The organism is Massilia sp. SYSU DXS3249 (genome assembly GCF_053668055.1).
In genome coordinates this window covers 170,265-191,055 of record NZ_JBSIPX010000002.1, presented here as the reverse complement: position 1 = coordinate 191,055, position 20,791 = coordinate 170,265, and the positions used below count along the sequence as shown (strand labels likewise).

General features: G+C 64.1%; 20 protein-coding genes. 10 read left to right on the top strand and 10 right to left on the bottom strand.

Annotation, left to right across the window (positions count from 1 at the left end):
• Positions 1-277 precede the first annotated feature (277 nt).
• Positions 278-1,327, top strand: a complete 1,050-nt coding sequence (locus ACWCIA_RS03085; RefSeq protein WP_454160870.1) for a glycosyltransferase — start codon at positions 278-280, stop codon at positions 1,325-1,327.
• Between the two features lie 29 nt (positions 1,328-1,356).
• On the opposite strand, the gene ACWCIA_RS03080 is transcribed toward ACWCIA_RS03085, so the two are convergent.
• The 5 genes from ACWCIA_RS03080 to ACWCIA_RS03060 form a co-directional block, all read right to left on the bottom strand.
• Entirely contained in the window at positions 1,357-2,862 is a 1,506-nt protein-coding gene (locus ACWCIA_RS03080; RefSeq protein WP_454160868.1) for a methyltransferase domain-containing protein, read from the bottom strand.
• 83 nt (positions 2,863-2,945) lie between these two features.
• Complete coding sequence (locus ACWCIA_RS03075; RefSeq protein WP_454160866.1) at positions 2,946-4,508, bottom strand: GGDEF domain-containing protein; 1,563 nt, start codon at positions 4,506-4,508, stop codon at positions 2,946-2,948.
• Between the two features lie 114 nt (positions 4,509-4,622).
• Entirely contained in the window at positions 4,623-5,270 is a 648-nt protein-coding gene (locus ACWCIA_RS03070; RefSeq protein WP_454160864.1) for a response regulator, read from the bottom strand.
• Between the two features lie 2 nt (positions 5,271-5,272).
• Positions 5,273-6,754, bottom strand: a complete 1,482-nt coding sequence (locus ACWCIA_RS03065) for an ATP-binding protein (protein WP_454160862.1) — start codon at positions 6,752-6,754, stop codon at positions 5,273-5,275.
• The gene (locus ACWCIA_RS03060) at positions 6,751-7,368 is read right to left on the bottom strand and encodes a hypothetical protein (protein ID WP_454160860.1); all 618 of its coding nucleotides are present in this window, start codon (positions 7,366-7,368) and stop codon (positions 6,751-6,753) included. Before ACWCIA_RS03060 ends, ACWCIA_RS03065 begins: the two co-directional genes overlap by 4 nt.
• A 71-nt stretch (positions 7,369-7,439) precedes the next feature.
• Between ACWCIA_RS03060 and greB the strand changes: the two genes are divergently transcribed.
• The 3 genes from greB (at position 7,440) to ACWCIA_RS03045 (ending at position 9,332) form a co-directional block, all read left to right on the top strand.
• Positions 7,440-8,006, top strand: a complete 567-nt coding sequence (gene greB / locus ACWCIA_RS03055) for a transcription elongation factor GreB (RefSeq protein WP_454160858.1) — start codon at positions 7,440-7,442, stop codon at positions 8,004-8,006.
• 47 nt (positions 8,007-8,053) lie between these two features.
• Entirely contained in the window at positions 8,054-8,653 is a 600-nt protein-coding gene (locus tag ACWCIA_RS03050; protein WP_454160856.1) for a biliverdin-producing heme oxygenase, read from the top strand.
• Between the two features lie 235 nt (positions 8,654-8,888).
• Positions 8,889-9,332: a hypothetical protein gene (locus tag ACWCIA_RS03045; RefSeq protein ID WP_454160854.1), complete on the top strand. Its 444-nt coding sequence runs from the start codon at positions 8,889-8,891 to the stop codon at positions 9,330-9,332.
• A gap of 156 nt (positions 9,333-9,488) precedes the next feature.
• On the opposite strand, the gene ACWCIA_RS03040 is transcribed toward ACWCIA_RS03045, so the two are convergent.
• The 4 genes from ACWCIA_RS03040 to ACWCIA_RS03025 all read right to left on the bottom strand — a co-directional run bounded on the left by ACWCIA_RS03040 (position 9,489) and on the right by ACWCIA_RS03025 (position 13,816).
• Positions 9,489-11,729: a RelA/SpoT family protein gene (locus ACWCIA_RS03040; protein WP_454160852.1), complete on the bottom strand. Its 2,241-nt coding sequence runs from the start codon at positions 11,727-11,729 to the stop codon at positions 9,489-9,491.
• 77 nt (positions 11,730-11,806) lie between these two features.
• A complete protein-coding gene (gene rpoZ, locus ACWCIA_RS03035; RefSeq protein ID WP_005665923.1) occupies positions 11,807-12,010 on the bottom strand; it encodes a DNA-directed RNA polymerase subunit omega in 204 nt (67 codons plus the stop codon).
• 53 nt (positions 12,011-12,063) lie between these two features.
• Complete coding sequence (gene gmk / locus ACWCIA_RS03030; RefSeq protein ID WP_454160849.1) at positions 12,064-12,708, bottom strand: guanylate kinase; 645 nt, start codon at positions 12,706-12,708, stop codon at positions 12,064-12,066.
• Between the two features lie 220 nt (positions 12,709-12,928).
• On the bottom strand, positions 12,929-13,816 hold the full coding sequence (locus ACWCIA_RS03025; RefSeq protein ID WP_454160847.1) for a YicC/YloC family endoribonuclease: 888 nt from the start codon (positions 13,814-13,816) through the stop codon (positions 12,929-12,931).
• 198 nt (positions 13,817-14,014) lie between these two features.
• Here ACWCIA_RS03025 and ACWCIA_RS03020 point away from each other — a divergent pair, with 198 nt between their 5' ends.
• From ACWCIA_RS03020 to hemW, 6 genes are all read left to right on the top strand, one after another.
• Positions 14,015-15,046, top strand: coding sequence for a serine/threonine-protein kinase (locus ACWCIA_RS03020; protein ID WP_454160845.1), 1,032 nt, complete (start codon positions 14,015-14,017; stop codon positions 15,044-15,046).
• Positions 15,047-15,055: 9 nt separating this feature from the next.
• Positions 15,056-15,979 (top strand): PP2C family protein-serine/threonine phosphatase, encoded by a 924-nt coding sequence (locus ACWCIA_RS03015; RefSeq protein WP_454160843.1) that lies wholly within the window; start codon positions 15,056-15,058, stop codon positions 15,977-15,979.
• Positions 15,980-15,997: 18 nt separating this feature from the next.
• Positions 15,998-16,732 carry a ribonuclease PH gene (gene rph, locus ACWCIA_RS03010; protein ID WP_454160841.1) on the top strand — a complete coding sequence of 245 codons (735 nt, stop codon included), beginning with the start codon at positions 15,998-16,000 and terminating at the stop codon, positions 16,730-16,732.
• 123 nt (positions 16,733-16,855) lie between these two features.
• The gene (locus ACWCIA_RS03005; protein WP_454160840.1) at positions 16,856-17,716 is read left to right on the top strand and encodes a hypothetical protein; all 861 of its coding nucleotides are present in this window, start codon (positions 16,856-16,858) and stop codon (positions 17,714-17,716) included.
• A gap of 186 nt (positions 17,717-17,902) precedes the next feature.
• Entirely contained in the window at positions 17,903-18,487 is a 585-nt protein-coding gene (gene rdgB, locus ACWCIA_RS03000; protein ID WP_454160838.1) for an RdgB/HAM1 family non-canonical purine NTP pyrophosphatase, read from the top strand.
• Positions 18,484-19,719 (top strand): radical SAM family heme chaperone HemW, encoded by a 1,236-nt coding sequence (hemW, locus tag ACWCIA_RS02995; RefSeq protein ID WP_454160837.1) that lies wholly within the window; start codon positions 18,484-18,486, stop codon positions 19,717-19,719. Before rdgB ends, hemW begins: the two co-directional genes overlap by 4 nt.
• Positions 19,720-19,806: 87 nt before the next feature.
• Here hemW and ACWCIA_RS02990 read toward each other — a convergent pair whose 3' ends face one another.
• Positions 19,807-20,721 carry a M28 family peptidase gene (locus ACWCIA_RS02990; protein ID WP_454160835.1) on the bottom strand — a complete coding sequence of 305 codons (915 nt, stop codon included), beginning with the start codon at positions 20,719-20,721 and terminating at the stop codon, positions 19,807-19,809.
• Between the last annotated feature and the right edge of the window lie 70 nt (positions 20,722-20,791).

The window sequence follows — 20,791 nt, the reverse complement described above, 5'->3', positions numbered from 1 at the left end:
AACCAGAAAATTTTCGATTTTTTTGCAGGGAGCGCGCTGGCGCGGCCTGCTATACGACCTGTTTTTTTGATTCTTTAGGGGCAAAAAATTTATTTTTCCAGGCGTGCAGACCTGCATCGGCAGCCCGGATGGGGCCGAAAGAGAGGCTCTTCCATCAACAATGATCTGTTTGCCATGCCGAAAAATTCCGCAGGCTTCCTGTGGGAGGGCTGCGGACGGGCCGTATAATTGGGTTCGGGGAGCAACACATTCGCCCACTGGCAAAAGGACTTCGGAAATGACAACACTGGCGTTGGTAATGATTGTGCGGGATGAAGAGCGCTGCATTGCACGCTGCCTGAAGTCCGCCAGGGGTGTCGTTGACGAGATCATCGTGCTCGACACCGGATCGACCGACAACACGGTGCAGATTGCAAAAAGCTTCGGTGCGCGCGTCCACCATTTCGGCTGGTGCGACGATTTTGCTGCCGCCCGCAATGCTGCGCTGGACCATTCGTCGGCGAAGTGGAACCTGATCCTGGATGCCGACGAGTGGATCGGCGAGGTTCCTGACAAGATGCAGTTGTCGTCCGGCCTTGCCGCCCAGAAAAAGCCCTTTATCGGTCATCTACCGATCGCCAGCCAGTTCAACCTGGATGGCCGGATCGAAGAATCGGTTTCGTGGATACCGAGGATTTTGCCGCGTGGCGTACGTTACGCCGGCCGGATCCACGAACAGCCGGTGTCCGACCTGAGAGGCCGCCGCATCGAGTTGCCAATTCTGCATGACGGTTACCGGCCGGAGGAGCTGCAACGCAAAAAGGGACGCAACATCAGCCTGCTCCTGCACGCGCTGGAAGAGTCGCCCACCGACCCGTATCTGCTCTTCCAATTAGGAGTGAGCCATGCGGTCGACAAGGATTACGTCACGGCAGTGCTGCGTTACACCCAGGCAATGCTATACGTGAAGCCGGAGTATGCATTCCGCCATGACTTGGTCGTGCGCACCATTTTTGCCTTGAACAAGACAGGGCAATTCGAAGCCGCGATCCAGTTTGCGGAATCGGAAATGAAAAACTGGGAACACTCGCCCGATTTCTTTTTCGCCTTGGGTGACGTGCTATACAACTGGGGCAAGCAGAACGGCCCGGAGCACTTCAATGGCTTGGTGCCCATGATCGAGGCGGCATGGCTGCGGTGCCTCGAGATCGGCGACCAGCCATCGCTGTCGGGCACGGTAAAGGGGCGCGGCAGTTTCCTGGCCGCGCATAACCTGGCGGTGGTTTACGAGACGCTGGGCGACAAGGAAAAGGCCGCGCAGTACTGGGAGCTGGCGGCCAAACGCTAGCAGCGCCTGGCCGGGCGTGACGAAGCCTGTTACGAGTTAGCACCCATGTTCAGGGTTCGAAACGCGCCAGGCGCCACCGGATCGTCCGGCAGGCGCAGATCCGGCTGCATGACGCGCGCCGTGGTGCGCTCGCGCGGCGAGGTGGCAATCTTGCGCAGGAAGACGCGCATGAAGGCGGCCTGTTCGGCGCTGCATTCCTTCAAGCCGCTGTCGAGCCAGGCAGAATGGGCCATCTCGAAGCGATGCTCGAACCAGCCGAGATACCAGAACCAGTCCGTGTAATAGATCCACGAGTTTTCGTTCATCGCCCGCACGTGGGTGGGGTCCTGCCATGCGGACTTGGCGCGTTCATAGGGGACTTCGATCTCGAAGATGCCGCCTTCCTTGAGCAGGCGCAGGCAGTTGCCCATCAGGCTGGCCAGGTCGGGCACGTGTTCGAGGACGTTGTTGGCGTGGATGAGGTCGATGCTGCCCTCGGCCAGGACGAGCGGGCCGGCGCCGGGGGTGGCCACGTGCAGGGGCAGGGCGAGCGGCGCGGACAGGTCGAGTACCAGGTCGGGCTCGGTCCGCGCCAGCACGTCGATGTTGAGCCAGCCTTGCTTGTAGTCCTTGCCCGAGCCGAGGTTGATCCGGGTCGGCCGCCAGGGCTGCCGCGGGCGCACCGACTCATGGCCGTTGCGAAAGCCGGCAGCAAAGGCCAGCAGTTCGGCATAGGCCTCGACCGGATCGGTTTGCCGGAAGCGCTCGACGCCTGCTTGCGCGGCCTGGTAGAAGGCCGGGCTGCTGAACTCTTCGGTGAAGAAGCGCTCCAGGCTGTCGTCTGTGATCCATTGCACGCTGTCTTCGAAGGCCGGGTGTGGCCGGACCGCCGGCGTGCGCTCGGAAATCACCGGCGTGCCGAGCGACAGGCAGTGCGAGGCGCGCGCCTGCTCGAATCGGCTGGTTTCGTAATACGGGGTATTCAGCACGGCCTTGGCCTGGGCGATGAAGTGGTCGCGTTCGGCGCCGTACAGGGGGCCGTCGAACAGCGACACCGTGATGCCGCAGGCTTCGATGCGCGCGATCCACGCCTTGCGGCGTTCGTTGACGGTGCCGATGAACAGCAGGTCGATCGGACGCTCGTGCAGGGGGATGCCATGTGCAGGCGCCAGGTAAGGCGCAAACAGCAGCGGCACCACCGGAACGTCCTCGGCCGCCGCATACGCCGCCACGTTCTGGTCGTCGTAGTCGGTGACCGAGGAGGTAGAGAGCAGCTTCAGGTAGTCCGCCGACACCTTCGCTCCGCCATCGCCGAGCTGCTCGAGATTGACAAAGATGCAGGCATAGCGCTCGCGCTGGGCCGGATCGAAGCCGAGATGGGCGCCGAACACGAAGTTGACCGCGCCGTGGCGCAGCCGGTTCTTTGACATCGTCACCTGCGCGCCCAGGCGCCGGAACTGGTAGCGGAAGTAGCGCGCCTGGTCGAGAAAGCCCAGTGAGTGGACATAGCCCGCAGGTTGCTGGATACAGATGTGAATCTCGGGAAGGGTAGGCATCGCTCGCTCTTTCGCTGTATGTGGGAACACCGGATCGGACACCGGTGCGGGGATCGATTGCTTGCCGCCGTACGGGCCGGTGCTCACTCGGCGACGACAACACGGTTCTTGCCGCTCTGCTTGGCCTGGTACATCGCCCGGTCGACCCGCGCCAGCAGCGCCGCCTGTTCTTCGTTCGGCAGGCGCAGGGCGACGCCGGCCGAGAAGGTAATCAACAGCTTCTCGTTATCGTGCAGGAAGAAGTGCCTGGTCAGCTCGCGCTGCAGCCGCACCATGGTCTGCACCGCCGCCTCGATCGGCGTCTCGGGCAGCACGATCATGAATTCCTCGCCGCCGAAGCGGGCAATCACGTCCATCGAGCGCAGCGTCGCCTTGACCACCTTGGCCAGGTGGCGCAGGGCGTTGTCGCCGGCCAGGTGGCCGTAGGTATCGTTCAGGCGCTTGAAGTTGTCGAGGTCGAGCAGGGCCACGCACAGCGGCGTGTTGCGGCGGTCCGAGCGGGCGCTTTCGCGCTCGTAGACGTCGTCCAGGCCGCGCCGGTTGAGGGTGCCGGTGAGCTGGTCCTCGCGCACCAGTTCGCTCATGTGCTGGAGCTGGGCTTCCAGCGCCTTGATCCGGCTTTCCGCCTCCTGCACTTCGCGGTGGGCTTCGAGCATGCGGTCGCGCGAGGCGAGCGCTTCGGCCTGGGCATGGCGCGTCTCGCGCAGCACTTCGTCCAGCACTTCGTTGAGCTCGCCGATGTCGCCGGCATGGCGGATGCGCTCGGAAAAGCCGCCGATCTTGTCGTGGAAGTCGCCGGTCGCGGCCGCCACCGAGCCGAGGCGCTCGATGAAGGTCATCATCATGTTCTTGACGGTGGACTTCATATCCGACAGGTCGTGCTTGAGCTGGCCCTGCTTGTAGATCACGTCCTTCAGGCTGCGCGTCGCGTCTTCCAGGGCGCGGTGGTCGATCGGGCCGGCGATCAGCTCCTGGACGGCGGCGATCTGGCCGCGCATCCAGCTGTCCTCGTCGAGCAGTTCGCTGACGTTTTCCAGCAGCAGTTTAAACAGGCGCAGCAGCAGTTCCTGCTGCTCGGCGCCGTCGCCGCTGTGCAGCTCGATCTGGAAACACAATTCCTTCAGGCGGCCGGCGATTTCCTGCAGCGCCGCGTCGCTGTGTGCGATCTTGACGGCGGCGCCCAGCGATTCGGCTTCCTTGGCGAGCAGGGGACTGGCCGGCAGCAGCGAGGCCAGCGCGAACGCCAGCGTGCGGCTGAGCAGGTCGCGCAGCAGGCGGGTGTCCTTGCCCTCCATGCCATAGGTCACACCCGGCGGAATGCCGCGGCTGAGGTGTTTTTCGACCAGTTGCGACAGCGCGCGCGCATAGGCATTCCAGTCGCGCTGCTGGACGGCGCGGTTCAGACGGCGGCCATAGTCGGCCAGCTCGCCAGGCGTGTCGGTCAGCTGGGTGGCGAAGCCGCCCAGCACTTCCTCGGGGGCGGGGCCGGCCGGGGCCGCGAGCGGCGGCGCGATGCCGGCGATCTCGTTGTAGATGTCGCGGTAGGCCTCGGGTGTCGGGGCCACCCGGCGCGTCGCCAGGCGCCTGAAGGCTTCCCGGGCAATGTCGACGGGATTCTGGGGAGGCGGCGGGTTCGGATTCGACATGATGAAGCACAACGTATTGACTGATTATCGGGATGATAAGCAGTTTTTCGATTCGTCATTGCCCGAAAAGAGGCCGGAAAGTATCTTACTTACCGGCAATGCATAAAGGCTTGCTTATTCGACCAGGCCGTTGCGGATGGCGTAGTGCGTCAGCTCGGCGCTGGTCTTGAGCTGCATCTTCGCCAGCAGGCGGGCACGGTACTCGCTGACCGTCTTGACCGAGAGCGACAGTTCGCGCGCGATTTCGCTCACCGTCTTGCCGGAAGCGATCATGGTCAGCGTCTGGAATTCGCGGTCCGAGAGGCTGTCGTGGGCAGGCGCTTCATGGTCGAGGCCGACCTGGCTGGCCAGGGCCTGGGCCAGCGTGGCGCTGACGTATTTCTGGCCGCCCGCCACCTGGCGGATCGCAGTGACCAGCTCGCGCGGCGCGCTCTGCTTGGTGAGGTAGCCGGCGGCGCCGGCCTTCAGGGCGCGGATCGCGTACTGGTCTTCGCGGTGCATCGACAGCATCAGCACGGCCAGGTCGGGTTTTTCCTGCTTGATCTGCTTGAGCACCTCGATGCCGTTGCGGTCGGGCATGGAGATGTCGAGCAGGACGACGTGGCAGCGCGACTTGCGGAACAGCTTGACGGCATCGAGGCCGTTTTCGGCTTCGCCGGCGACGACGATGTCGCCCTGCTCGGCCAGGATCTGTTTCAGGCCCTCGCGTACGATGGCATGGTCGTCGGCAATGAAAACGCGGATGGTGACTTTGTCTGACATTGTTACCTGGGGGTGCTGGCTGCGGGTGGCGCAAGCCGGATCTTGATTGTTACCATCGTGCCACCTCCGGGCGCCGCCGACAAGGTCAACGTGCCGCCCAGCGCCCGCGCCCGCTCGCTCATGCCGCGCAGGCCGAAGGAGTGGGGTTTCAGGCGGTCGGCCGGGGCGATGCCGCGGCCGTTGTCGCAGATCGTCAGATGGAGGTGCTGGCGCACGCGGCGCAGGGTGACCGTGACGCGGGTGGCGCCGGCATGCTTGGCGACGTTCGTCAGCGCTTCCTGGAAGATGCGGAACAGCGCCGCCGCATGGTCGGGGTCGAGCTCCGGATCGAGGTCGAGCTCGCGCTCGGCGCTGCGGAAGACGCAGGCGATGCCTGCCTGCTTTTCGAATTCGCGCGCCTGCCACTCGAGCGCGGCGACGATGCCGAGATCGAGCGTCGAGGGCCGCAGGTCGAGCGAGATGCGGTGCACCGCCTCGATCGTGCGGTCGACCAGGTCGTCGAGGTAGGCGGCCTTTTCCAGCAATTGCGGCTGCTCCGGCGGCAGGCGGCTGGCCAGCATCGACAGGGCCATCTTGATGGCGGTCAGGTTGCCGCCCAGGTCGTCATGGATTTCGCGCGCGATGCGGGCCCGTTCCTGCTCCTTCACCTGCTCGATGTGGTCGGTCAGCTCGGCCAGGCGCGCGCGCGAACGCAGCGCGTCCTGCTGCTCGTTCTTGCTGTCGGTAATGTTGGTCATGATGCCGTCCCACTGCACGGCGGCATCGAAGGCGGCATGGGGCGTGGCGCGCAGGTTGATCCATTTGACGTCCTTCCAGGCGTCGATCCAGATGCGGCCTTCCCAGTTCCAGCTCGACAGGCCGACCTTCGACACGGCCATCGCCTCCAGGTAGCTCTTGCGGTCCTCGGGCAGGATCAGGCGCAGGAACAGGTCGGGGTCGGCCTGCAGCGCGGCCGGCTGCACTCCGAGCAGGGGTGCGCAGCCTTCGCTCAGGTAGGGGAAGGCGTGGGTGCCGTCGGCTTTCAGTAAAAACTGGTACACCAGGCCCGGCGTGTGGTTGACGATGGCGTTGAAGCGCGCCTCGGATTGGGCAAGTGCGTGCGCAAGGGCGGCCGCGGCCGCCTGTTCCGGCGACAGGTCGTCGCCGATCGCCAGCAGCAGTGCACGGCCGTCGCGCTGGGTGCGCAGGAAGGTCAGGCGGGCCGGATAGGTGCTGCCGTCGGCACGGCGCAGGTGAGTGCGCAGGCAGTGCTGGGCGCCGATGTCCTCGCCCAGCCCGGCCAGCAGTTGCTCCAGCGCGCCGTCGGCCAGGCCCGGGAAGATCGTGCTTGCCGGCATGCCCTTGAGCGGGGTGCCGTCGTAGCCGAGGTTGGTGCGCGCGCTGCCGTTGACCTCGACCAGGGCCAGGGTGTCGGCGTCGATCAGGTAGATTTCGGCGGGCGCGGGCTGCATGGTCGCGGCCAGGGTCGGTTCCATGTGGGTCATGGCCGTTCGCTCCCGGCCGGCTTGCGGCGCCGTCGCCAGAGCGACACGAAGCGGCGCAGGGCACGCGCGCTGCGCGTGGCATGGCGGCTGCCGAAGGGAACCGACGGCTGCAGCTGGTAGCGCAGGCGGCGCAGCATGCGCCTGGCGGACGCGATCGAGCGCCGCACGCGGCTGAACGCGGCGCTGGTACGCAGGCGGGCGATGAGATTGTCCTTGAACATGATGAAGCGATTGTGCCACCGCGCGAACCAGGCGAGCGCCAGCAAGGACGGCAGGGTCAACACATAAATACGGGCCACGACTACCGCGCCGCCCAGCTTGGCCAGGACGAAGACGCCCACGCCCCACAACGGATGGCCGTGGGCGATCGCCAGCAGCGCCAGCAGCTTGACGGGCAGCAGCATCAGCCCGGGCAGTGCGAAGACCAGCAGCGCCCAGTACGGCGGCAGGCGCCGCACGCCGGCTTCCAGCGCGCGCAGCGGCGGCCAGGTCGCCAGCCCGGCCGCGAAGCGGCTGCCGAGGCGCCACAGCCATTCTTCGAGCAGCAGGAGCAGCGCCACCGTGTACAGGAGCGGCGCGAGCAGGGGATGGCGCGAAGGAGTGGGCGGGGTCATCGTCCATATGATAAGGGAATCGATGCCGCAATTGCGCGGCCTTTCCATCGGCTGGGGCTACAATAGGAATTATGAATAAGGCATTTGTAAAAGAGTCCGACAACGACGACGATGACGAAGCCGTCGCGCTGGCGCAGGCGATTCCCGCCGGCGCCAAGAACTACATCACCCCTGCCGGCTATAAAGCCATCAAGGATGAGCTGCTGCAGCTGATCGACGTCGACCGGCCGGAAGTGGTGCGCGTGGTGCACTGGGCCGCCTCGAACGGCGACCGCTCGGAAAACGGCGACTACATCTACGGCAAGCGGCGCCTGCGCGAGATCGACCGCCGCATCCGCTTCCTCACCAAGCGCATGGACTCGGCCTTCGTGGTCGATCCGAGCGTGCATTACGGTAACGACCAGGTCTTCTTCGGCGCCACCGTCACCTATGTGAACAAGGCGGGCGAGGAGCACACGGTCACCATCGTCGGCATCGACGAGCTCGACCCGCTGCGCGGACGCATCAGCTGGGTGTCGCCGGTGGCGCGTGCGCTGACCAAGTGCCGCGAGGGCGACGTCGCCACCCTGCAGACGCCGCAAGGCAGCGACGAGCTCGAGATCGTATCGGTCGAGTATCCGGAGCCTGTTACAGACTGATCGCAGCCGGGCTGGTAAGATGCCCCATTCGCCGCTTTCACTGTCCCATGAATCGTCCCCTTGATACCGCACGCGAGTCCGATGTCCTGGCCGCGCTGCGGCAGGCGACGGGCTCGCGCCACGAGCGGCTCGACAGCGGCTTGCCGCTCTCCCGTCCCGACGCCACGCTCGCCGACTACGCCCACCACCTGTGCCTGCTGCGCGACTGGCTCGCGCCGCTCGAGGCCTGGCAGGATGCCTATGAAGACGGCCCGCAGGGAGCAGCCGGCATCGCCGCCGCCCCGCACCTGTCCCTGATCGAGGCCGACCTCGCCGAACCCTCGCTGCCGGCCCCGGCATGCACCCGACGCACGACCGCATCCTGGCCGGCCGGCTCCAGCCCCGCCTACCGCTGGGGCGTGGCCTACGTCGTCGAAGGCTCGCAACTGGGCGGCGCCGTCCTCTACAAGCGCCTCGCCGGCCAGCTCGCGCCGCACCCGCTGCGCTACCTGCGCGGCGCGGGAGAAGCCGGCCCCGGCCCGCGCTGGCGCGCCTTCATGGAGGCGCTGCGCGCCCAGGTGCAAGGCGAGGAGCAGGTGGCCGACGCCTGCGCCGGCGCCTGCGACGCGTTCGACCGGATCCTGGCGCTGGCGTTCGACGCCCCGTAGGGGTGGGCGTGGCCCCTGGCCACGCCCACGGATTCACCGGACGGCTCCACCCGAACGCGGCGCCTATGCCGTCCACGTGTTCAAGCACCATGCGATACGTCGCGACATCTCACACGCCAGTTGAACGCGTGGACGGGAGACCCGTCCACCCTACGATGCCGGCCGAGGGCTTGGTGATGCGCCGCACATTGACGCTGCGCCCCGCGAGAACGATACTCGCGGTTGCCCGATTCCCATGGACCACGCCTCTGATGCCGACACGCCGATTGACGTTCGAATCCCAGCTCGCGGCGTCTCCCGCAGCGCTCCGGACCTGCGCCACCTCGCCGCACCTGACGCTGCTGGAGCTGGACAGCGGCCGGCGCTTTCTCGAACAGTCGCCGATGCTGAGCATGCGCTGCTGGCGCTTTCGAGCGGGAGAGCCGACGTGATATCCCTGCTGGAGGAGTTCATCGCCAACGAAGGCACGTGGGCGTGCCAGAAAATATTGGAGGCCGTCCGCGCGCAGAAGACTAACCCGGTCCGGGTCAGGGATACCTTCGCATTCAATATTTTCGATGTCGAGATTCTTTATCCTGAGCGCATTGCCATCCTGGTGGATGTCATCAATTTCTGGCCCGAGGGGACGCTGCGTATCGACCTCGATACTTTCGTTCATCGGCTGCAGGAAGCGGTGTGATGCCGCACTCGACACGACGGGACCTCGCAAGTTAGCAGGATGGGCTCTTGAGCCCGCGCGGTGCAGCGCGTAGGTATCCAGATGCGACACGGAGGCCACGTTGCGTGCACGTAAAAAAGCCCACCGAAGTGGGCTGTTCTTTTCCAAGGGCAGAAATCAGGCCCGCTCGCGCTCCACGCGATTGACCCCCGCCACCCGCCGCAAATTGCGGATCAGGTGCGCCAGGTGCACGCGGTCCTTCACCTGGATGGTGAAGCGCAGCTGCGTCATCATGTTCTCGTCGTCCTCGTCCATGCCGACATAGGTGATGTTGCCGTCGGACTCGCCGATCTCGGCCGCCACGCGCGCGAGGATGCCTTTTTCGTTGTTGATCAGGAGGCGGATGCGGCAGTCGAAGCGGCGGTTCAGTTCCTCGCCCCATTGCACGGCGATCCAGCGGTCCGGTTCCTTGGCGCGCAGGCGCTTGGCCGGCAGGCAGTCGCAGGTGTGGACCACCAGGCCCTGGTCGCGCCGCAGCTGGCCGCTGATCTGGTCGCCCGGGATCGGCAGGCAGCATGGCGCCAGCTGGACCGACACGCCTTCGCTGCCGTAGATCGTGACCGGGTCGATGTCGCCGCCCAGCGGCTGGTTCGACGGCAGGGCGCTGTCCGCCTCGCCATCCATCAGGCCGAAGATATGGCGGGCGACGAGCGCCGGCATGCGCTTGCCGATGCCGATGTCGGCGTACAGCTCGTCCATCGACTTGGCCGAGGATTCGGCCAGCAGGCGGTCGATGGCGGCCGGCGGCAGCTCGGGGTCGATGTTGCGCGCAGCCAGGGCCCCGGCCAGCAGTTCCTGGCCGAGTTCGACCGATTCGTTGACGTTGACGGTGCGCAGGTAGTGGCGGATCGCCGAGCGCGCCTTGCCCGTGCGGACATAGCTGAGCCAGGTCGGGCTCGGGCGCGAATCCGGGTCGGTGACGATTTCGACGATGTCGCCGTTGTGCAGTTCGGTGCGCAGCGGCTGGGTTTCGTTGTTGATCTTGACCGCCACCGTATGGTCGCCGATGCCGGTGTGGATCGAATACGCGAAGTCGAGCGCGGTGGCGCCACGGGGCAGGGCGATGATCTTCGATTTCGGCGTGAAGACATAGACTGAATCGGGGAACAGGTCGACCTTCACGTGCTCGAGGAATTCGGCCGAGTCGCCGGTCTGCTGCTGGATGTCGAGCAGCGACTGCAGCCAGGCATGGGTGCGCTGCTGCAGGTCCGACATGTTCTGGTCGCCCGTCTTGTACAGCCAGTGCGCCGCCACGCCGCTCTCCGCGGTGCGGTGCATGTCCTGGGTGCGGATCTGGAACTCGACCGGGGTGCCGTAGGGGCCGATCAGGGTCGTGTGCAGCGACTGGTAGCCGTTGATCTTGCGGATCGCGATGTAATCCTTGAACTTGCCGGGCATCGGCTTGTACAGGCCGTGCAGCGAGCCGAGCGCGACGTAACAGTTCGGGATGTTGTCGACGACGACGCGGAAGCCGTAGACGTCGAGCACCTGCGAGAACGACAGGTGCTTGTTGCGCATCTTTTTATAGATGCCGTACAGGGTTTTCTCGCGGCCGTAGACCTCGGCATGGATGCCGGCCATTTTCAGCGTGTGCTTGACCGACTCGAGGATCTTCTTGACGACCTCGCGGCGGTTGCCGCGCGCCGCCTTCACGGCCTTGGCCAGGGTGCGGTAGCGCAGCGGGTACAGGTGCGAGAAGGCCAGGTCCTGCAGCTCGCGGTAGATGTTGTTCAGGCCGAGGCGGTGCGCGATCGGGACGTAGACTTCCATCGTCTCGCCGGCGATGCGCCGCTTCTTGGCTGGCACCATCACGCCGAGCGTGCGCATGTTGTGCAGGCGGTCGGCCAGCTTGATCAGGATGACGCGCACGTCGGACGCCATGGCCAGCAGCATCTTGCGGAAATTCTCCGCCTGCGCCTCGACCAGGCTCTGGAACTCGATCTTCTCGAGCTTGGACAGGCCGTCGACGAGGTTCGCCACCTGCGGGCCGAAGCGCTCGAGCAGTTCTTCCTTCTTGACGTCCTGGTCTTCGATCACGTCGTGCAGCAGGGCGGCCATGATGGCCTGGGCGTCGAGCTTCCACTCGGCGCAGATCTCGGCGACGGCGATCGGGTGCGAAATATAGGGTTCGCCGGACTTGCGCACCTGGCCGAGGTGCATCTCGTCGGAGAAGCGGTAGGCTTCCTTGACCTTTTTCAGTTCGGCAGGGGTGAGGTATTCCGACAGCTGGTTGATCAGCTGGGTGACCGAGGCAACGCCGGGAGCCGGCATTTCCGTGATTTCTTGCGGCTTGCCCGGGCGCTTGGCCCGGGTGGGGGTGTTGCCTGAATGTGTCGAGTCCGGGGGGAACAGGTTCATACGTTATGTCGATCAGCCGCAGTGTGGTGACAGAATAACAGAAGTGAGGGCTGGCACAGGTCAGGCAAACGGCGTGCTTACATCGGCACTTTTTTCAGCATCTCCAGGCCAACCTTGCCGGCAGCGATTTCGCGCAGGGCAACGACGGTCGGCTTGTCTTTTGCTTCGACCTTCGGGGTATGGCCCTGCAGCAGCTGGCGTGCGCGATAGGTCGCGGCCAGGGTCAGCTGGAAGCGGTTCGGGACGTTTTTCAGGCAATCTTCGATCGTGATACGGGCCATAACGGACTCCTAATTGGACAATAAGTGCGGCGGCATGAGGCATGCCGCCGATTTTACGTTGGTTGTTGCGCGTGGATTCCCAGTTGGGCAAACAGGGAGGCGTTGCGGGCAGCCTGTTGGGCGAAGCGGCAACGTGTCGCCTGGACAATCGCCTGCAGCTGGGCCAAGGCGACGTTGAACTCTTCGTTGATGATAGCATATTCGAACTCGGGAGCGTGAGCGATCTCGCCCCCGGCCGCCAGCAAACGGCGCGTGATGATGTGCGGTTCGTCCGTGCCGCGCTTGTGCAGGCGCTCTTCCAGCGCCTCGATCGACGGCGGCAGGATGAAGATGCCGGCCGCGTCCGGGAACTGCTTCTTCACCTGGCGCGCACCCTGCCAGTCGATCTCCAGCAGGATATCGGTACCGGTCTTCATCTTTTCTTCGACAGTCAGGCGGCTGGTGCCGTAGTAGTTGCCGTGCACCTCGGCCCATTCCAGGAACTCGCCGGCCTCGGCGCGCGCGACGAAATCTTCGGCGGTGGTGAAGTGGTATTCGCGGCCGTCCTGCTCGCCCGGACGCGGCTGGCGCGTGGTCGTCGAGATCGACAGCTGGATGCCCGGCTCCCGGGCCAGCAGCGCGTTGACCAGGGTCGATTTGCCGGCGCCCGACGGGGCGGCGACGACGAACAGGCTGCCGGAGAAAGCGGTGGTGAGCATGGTTGTATTCCTTTTATTCGTAATGCGGCGGGTTTTACCCCGCGATTGTTCATCATATAGCTGAACGCGTGGACGGCTTTTTAGTTCCCCAAACTAAAAAGCCCCGCTCCACCCTGCGTGTATGCCAGTAACCTCACCGATATACCCGTAGGGTGGACGGGTCCCCCGTCCACGCGTTCAAGCGGCCCGGGCGTACCCGCACCGCGTATTCAAATTGGTGTTACTCCAGGTTCTGCACCTGCTCCCGCATCTGCTCGATCAGGAGTTTCAATTCCATCGACGCATCCGCCAGCTCCTTCACCGACGCCTTGGCGCCCAGCGTATTCGCTTCGCGGTTGAGTTCCTGCATCATGAAATCGAGGCGCTTGCCGACCTGGCCGCCTTTTTTCAGGATGTGGCGGGTTTCGTTCAGGTGGGCCGACAGGCGCGACAATTCCTCGGAAACGTCGATCCGGATGCCGTACAGGGTGACTTCCTGGCGAATCCGCTCGAAGACTTCCTGGCGCGTCAGCGTCGACGGGTTGCCGTGGCCGGCCAGTCCCAGGGCGTCCTGCATGCGCTCGACCGCCTTTTGCTGGAATTGCGCGATCACCTGCGGGATCAGCGGCGTAATGCGCTTGACGATCGCTTCCATTGCATCGATACGCGATTGCAGCATCGCCTCCAGCGCCGCGCCTTCGCGCTTGCGGCTGTCGACGAAGGCGGCGATGGTCTTCGCGGTGAGGGCGGCCACATCGGCCTGCAGCGACTCCTGGCCGATCTGCGACTCCTCGACCACGCCGGGCCAGCGCAGCAGCTCGGCCACCGACATCAGGGGCGCCGAGACGAAGTGGCGGGTGACTTCGGCCTGCAGGCGCGCCAGGTCGGCCAGCAGGGCATGATTCAGGGCCTGGGCGCCGCCGGCGACCTTGCGCCCGAACGACAGGCGGGCTTCGACCTTGCCGCGGGTGATGGCGGCCATGATGGCGGCGCGCAGGTCCGGTTCCAGCGCGCGCAATTCGTCGTTAATGCGGAATTGAAGATCGAGGAAGCGCGAATTGACGCTCTTGATCTCGATCGTGAGGGTGCCCGCAGCGCCTTCGCTGGTGGCCACCGCATAGCCTGTCATGCTTGAAATGCCCAATTGTGTCCCCGGTTTTTAGAGCGCCGAACAAAACACCTATGGCGGCGTTGCATCGTCTCGCCGTACTAGCGTACTGTCTTCGACGACGCGCCTGGCCATAGGCGCTTTGATCGACGCTCTTTATTCTTTACAAAGCCCACATTTATCCACACAATCGCCGTGTTATGCAAGGGACTCATCAGTATGGCCGCACAAAATAACGCACCCTTGCCGGAAGGGCTGGAGATTGCCGGATATCGCATTGTAAAGAAAATCGCATCCGGCGGGTTCAGTATTGTCTATCTTGCATATGACGCCGAAGGCAACGCGGTGGCCATCAAGGAATACCTGCCGAGCGCGCTCGCGCTGCGCCAGCCGGGCGAGCTGTCGCCCGTGATCGCCAAGCCCAACGTCCCGCTGTTCCGCATCGGCCTGAAGTGCTTTTTCGAAGAGGGGCGGGCGCTGGCGCGCATCATCCACCCGAACGTGGTGCGCATCCTGAACTTCTTCCGCGCCAACGATACCGTGTACATGGTGATGGCCTACGAATCGGGCCACTCGCTGCAGGAACACATCGCCCGCAGCCATACCAGGGCCGCCGGCAAGGCCAGCCGTCCGGGCGAAGCGTTCGTTCGCCGCGTGTTCGACGGCGTCTGCCGCGGCCTGCGCGAAACCCACGCCAACAAGCTGCTGCACCTGGACCTGAAACCGGCCAACATCTACCTGCGCACCGACGGCTCGCCGATCCTGCTCGACTTCGGCGCCGCGCGCCAGGCGATCAAGGACGACGCGCCGATGCTCGCGCCGATGTACACGCCGGGCTTCGCGCCGCCCGAGCTGTATGCCAAGGGGCTGCCGCTCGGCCCCTGGTCCGACATCTACAGCCTGGGCGCGTCGATGTTCGCCTGCCTGACCGGCTCGCCGCCGCAGGCCGCCGACGCCCGCAAGCTCGAGGACAGGCTGCCGGCGCAGTTCGAGCAGCTGGCCGCCGGCTATTCGCCGGAACTGCTGGCCGTGGTGCGCGCCTGCCTGTCGCTCGATCCGATGGCGCGGCCGCAAAGCGTGTTCGCCGTGCAGAAGGTGCTGCAGGCGGCGCCCGCCAGGCCGATCGCCGCCGAGCCGCAGCCCAGCGATGCGCAGGAAGCACAGACAGAACCGGCACCGCCGCCCGGAGGCCTGCGCGGCCTGCTGGGCAAGCTCGGTGCATTCGGCCGCAGCGGCGGCACACGCGATTAAGGAGGCACCATGCAGTTTTCCGTCTACCAGCAAAGCCACATCGGCGGGCGCCGCGTCAACCAGGACCGCATGGGCTACTGCTTCACGCGCGACGCGCTGCTGCTGGTGCTGGCCGACGGCATGGGCGGCCACCAGCATGGCGAGATCGCCGCCACCATCGCCATGCAGACGCTGTCGATGATGTTCCAGATGCAGGCGAGGCCGTATATTAAAAAACCCGAGCGCTTCCTCGAGGAAGCGCTGGTCCAGGCGCACCGCGACATCCTCGCCTACACCGCGCGCCACAAGCTGCCCGAGAGTCCGCGCACCACGGTGGTCGCCTGCCTGGTGCAGCACAACTGCGCCGTATGGGCCCACTGCGGCGACTCGCGCCTGTACTGGGTGCGCGGCAACCAGGTGCTGGCGCAGACGCGCGACCATTCGCACCTCGAATACCTGATCGCCAAGGGCCTGGCCAGCCCGGCCGAACGAGCGACCCACCCCGACCGCAACAAGCTCTACAACTGCCTGGGCGCGTCCACGCCGCCGCGCATCGAGCTGTCGCGCCAGGCCAGCCTGGAAGCGGGCGACGTGCTGCTGCTGTGCTCGGACGGCCTGTGGTCGATGGTGCCGGACGCCGAGATCGTGCAAAAACTCGCCACCCAAACCGTGGTGCAGGCGGTGCCCGCCCTGGTCGCCCAGGCGACTGCCATCGGCGGCCCGCGCGCCGACAACACGACGGCGCTGGCGATCAGCTGGCAGGGCGCGGACAATCCCGCCGCCCACGCCCCGAACGTGATCTCGACCGAACTGCTGCCGGAAAACCAAGTCAGCAGCACGATCGGCCACGCCCCTGCCGCACTGGACGCCGACCCCTTCGACGAAGACGAAATCGAAAAGGCGATTGCCGAGATCAACCAGGCGATCGAGAAGTCTTCCCAATTACTTAAATAATCCAATAAAAGGTTCACCATGACGTTAGCAACCCGCCCGAGCGGCCGCGCAGTCGACCAGCTGCGCACCATCCGCATCACGCGCCAGTACACCAAGCACGCCGAAGGCTCGGTGCTCATCGAATGCGGCGACACCAAGGTGATCTGCACCGCCAGCATCGAAGACAAGGTGCCCGGCTTCCTGAAGGGCAAAGGGCAGGGCTGGCTGACGGCCGAATACGGCATGCTGCCGCGCTCGACCCACACGCGCATGGACCGCGAAGCCGCACGCGGCAAGCAGTCCGGCCGCACCCAGGAAATCCAGCGCCTGATCGGCCGCTCGCTGCGCGCCGCCTTCGACCTGGAAGCCTTCGGCGAACGCACCCTGCACCTCGACTGCGACGTGATCCAGGCCGACGGCGGCACCCGCACCGCGTCCATCACCGGCGCCATGGTCGCCGCCTACGACGCCTTCGACGCACTGGTCGCCCAGGGCGTGCTGGCCGCCGTGCCGGTCAGGCACTTCGTCGCCGCGATCTCGGTCGGCGTGTACCAGGGAACGCCGGTGCTCGACCTCGATTACGTCGAGGACTCGGGCTGCGACACTGACATGAACGTGGTCATGACCGAAGCAGGGCACTTCATCGAAGTGCAGGGTACAGCCGAAGGCGCGGCCTTCGATCGCGCCGGCATGAACCGCCTGCTCGACCTGGCGCAGGGCGGGATCGCGGAACTGATCGGCATGCAGAAGCAGGCATTGGGCATCGTCAATTAATTTATGGTAGCGGTGCTGCACATAAATTGATCCTGCTCGAAAACCTTTATTTGGCTATGGCATGAAATTTTTTGTGTCTTGTTGGGCTTGAATAACTAATTTATAAATGAATAGGATTTGCTAATGCGTAGTACTCTGATGGTGCTTGGCTTTGCTTTGTTTGTTATTTTATTGTCGATCGGGAGGGCGAATTCCTTCGAAAATGCTAAAGTAATAGCGCCACCGATTGCCGCAGAAAATCAGAGACTTGTAACATCTCAATTGGAAAAAAAGAGCGAAGAAATTATTGTCCTGAGAGCTCAGAATCAGTTAATGCAGGATTATCAAGGGACAATGATAGACATTGTCCTTTGGTCGTTAACCGGTATATCAACGATTGCGGTTCTGGTTGCCGGTTTTGGATGGTGGTCAAATTTTAAAATTTACGAGAATGACAAAAAACGGCTGCAAGAGGAAGTCGACTCCAATTTGGCACAGCAAATTGCCCAGTTAGAGGTTCGTCTGCAGTCAACGGCCCTTAACTTAGAACGTTCTATTGATGCGAAAGTCGAGGCCAATCTGTCACGTGCCCATAGTGACCTGGCAACGTTACGATCAGAATTTTCCGATATCAAGAAAAAATGCGATGCACTTCAGGAACAGGTTAACGAAAGCAAGCGGCAAAGCTATTTGGCTCGATCTGAACTGCGCGCTGTCGAAGAAAATATTTGGGAAATTAAAGAAATACCGGAGGCGATCCTTATGACGCAAATTCAGGGATTGCTTGCTGATCGCGCTGGAAACGATATGGCTTCCGCCCGAGTTACCTTATCGCGGATGAAAAGAACGTTGAATAAATGGTTTGTTGACACGGAGCGGGAACTTAATCGTACCTCAGTTGAATTAATAAAGGATAATATTGATAGATTTGTGGATAGTCTTGGGGCGGAGATAACAGAGGTAAAACAACTCTTAAGTAAGGTTAAGCTTAAGGCCGACACTTAATTGGATGAGCTCGGTTCATACATCGTAACGAATGTTGTCGGTAAAGCTATCGCCTTAAGCGATGGCGGCAAGTATTAAATGTCAACGAATCGTGCTCACCTCAATGTCCCTCATTAGGGTGAATCGGGCGCGTGCGAACAACAGCATGTAAAATACCTGCTTTTGTTCCCCGTCTGTTTCTTACCCATGACCCAACGCCTCATCCTCGCCTCGAACAACGCCGGCAAGCTCAAGGAATTCCAGCAAATCCTCGGCCCGATCGGGTTCACCCTGCACCCGCAGGGCGAATTCGACGTGCCCGAAGCCGAGGAGCCGCACGCGACCTTTGTCGAGAACGCATTGGAAAAGGCGCGCCACGCGTCGCGCCTGACCGGCCTGCCGGCGCTGGCGGACGACTCGGGCGTGTGCGTCAACGCGCTCGGCGGCGCGCCCGGCGTGTACTCGGCGCGCTTTGCCGGCGAGCCGAAATCGGACGCCCGCAACAACCAGAAACTGGTGGCCGACCTGGCCGATAAAGCCGATAAATCGGCGTATTACTACTGCGTGCTGGTCTACGTGCGCCACGCCGACGACCCGCAGCCGGTCATCGCCGACGGCCGCTGGGACGGCGAAATCATCGACACGCCGCGCGGCGAAAACGGCTTCGGCTACGACCCGTATTTCCTGATTCCTTCGCTCGGCAAGACCACGGCCGAACTCACGCCCGCCGAGAAAAACGCACGCTCGCACCGCGGCCAGGCCCTGCGCGCACTGGTAGAGAAACTGAAATGATCCCGATCAAAGTCGCCGGCGTGAACCTCGGCGAAGCCCGTTCCCCGGCACAAGCGGCCCTGCAATACCTGCAGCCCGGCGCGCTCAACCTTACCGCCTTGCCGCCGCTGTCCCTGTACATCCACTTCCCCTGGTGCGTGCGCAAGTGCCCCTACTGCGACTTCAATTCGCACGAGGCCAAGGGCGAGCTGCCGGAAAAGGAGTACCTGGATGCGGTGCGCCTCGACCTCGAGCAGTCGCTGCCGCTGATCTGGGGCCGCAAGATCCACACGGTCTTCATCGGCGGCGGCACGCCCAGCCTGATGTCGGCCGCCGGCCTCGACCGCCTGCTGTCGGACGTGCGCACGCTGCTGCCGCTGGAAATCGACGCCGAGATCACGATGGAGGCCAATCCCGGCACCTTCGAGGTCGAGAAGTTCCGCCAGTACCGCGACAGCGGCGTGAACCGCCTGTCGATCGGCATCCAGAGCTTCAACGGCGAGCACCTGGCATCGCTGGGCCGCATCCACGACGAGCGCGAAGCGCTGCGCGCGGTGGAGATCGCCCGCTCGACCTTCGATAACTTCAACCTCGACCTGATGTACGCGCTGCCCTCGCAGACGCTGGAGCAGGCCAGGGCCGACTTGCAGACGGCGCTGTCGTTCGCGCCGCCGCACCTGTCGCTCTACCACCTGACGATGGAACCGAACACGGTCTTCGCCAAGTATCCGCCAAGCCTGCCCGACGACGACACCAGCGCCGACATGCAGGACATGATCGCGGAGACGATGGGCGCGGCCGGGTTCAACCACTACGAAGTGTCGGCCTACGCGCAACCGGGCCGCCACGCGCGTCACAACATCAATTACTGGACCTTCGGCGACTACCTCGGCATCGGCGCCGGCGCCCATTCGAAGATCTCCTTCCCGCACCGCATCCTGCGCCAGGCCCGCTTCAAGCAGCCGGCTTCCTTCATGGAAGCGGCGAAACGTGGCAACCCGGTCCAGGAAGAGCACGAGATCGCCCGCGCCGACATGGGCTTCGAGTTCATGCTCAACACGCTGCGCCTGACCGGCGGCTTCGACCCCAACCTGTTCGGCGAACGCACCGGCATGACCATCACCGCCATCAGCAAGGCGCTCGACGCCGCCGAAGCGAAGGGCCTGCTGACCCGCGATTTCAAGCTGATCCGACCCACGGAACTCGGCCAGCGCTTCCTCAACGACCTCCAAGAGATGTTCTTGGGTTCGTAGGGTGGACTCCGTCCACGCGGTGCAGCGCCCTCACGACGCATCGCCGCCCACACCACGAACCCAAGCGATGGGCAGGGGCACAATGCGCTATCCCTGCTTCGCCCCCGCCAACGCCACAATCGTCTTTGACAAGCCCGTAACCACCCGCGCCATGCTCGCATAGTCCAGCTTGTCCGGCGTATCCTCCGCCGTGTGATAAAACGGATACCGCATGAACGCCGTATCCGTGATCATCAACGCCGGATACCCATGCCGGTTGTACGACGAATGATCCGACAGCGTGACCCCGGTCGTATGCGCTGGCGCCGCCAGCCCGTGCGCCGGGAAATCGGACGAGGCCCGGAACGCCGCCAGCGCGTCGCGCACCAGGTTCGACGATTCCAGCGTGCCGACGAAGGCGATGAAATTACCGGTCGAAGGGTAGCGCCCCTCGAGCCCCGGCGGCAGCTTCTGCGTGTTCGGCGCGTCCGTGTAATACCCCATCGTCTCCAGCACCAGCGCGCCTTCGACCTTCTGCCCCTGGCGCTTCATCTCCGCGGCATGGCGCATGCTGCCCATGTCCGCGCCCATGAAATACGGCGGCTCCTCGTTCACGAAAAACACGAAGCGCACCTCGGTGCCGGCGCGCGGCTGCATCGTTTTCAGCAGGCGCGCCAGTTCCAGCACGGCGGCGGTGCCGCTGCCGTTGTCGTTGGCCCCGGGCGCACCCGGCGCCGAATCGTAATGGGCGCCGACGATGAAGATGCGGTCCGGCCGTTTGCCGGCCGCGACGTTGTCGACCGCCACCTCGATGTTGCGCACCCGCTGGCCGCCGGCGGTGTATTCCTGCCGCGCCGGCCGGTAGCCCGCGCGCTTGAGCTCGGTCTCGATGTAGACGGCGGCGCGCTCGAGCTGCTCGGGCGTGCCCGTGTTGTGTTCTTCGGACGCGACCGCGCGCACATGCTGGCGCATGCGCTCGGCGAGATCCGGCGCCGCGTTGGCCGTGTTGGGGCGGACCGTCAAGACAGCCACCACGATGAGGAGAATGAGCGCAACGATGACCTTCCAGTGTGAGTGAAAAAAGTTTCGCATG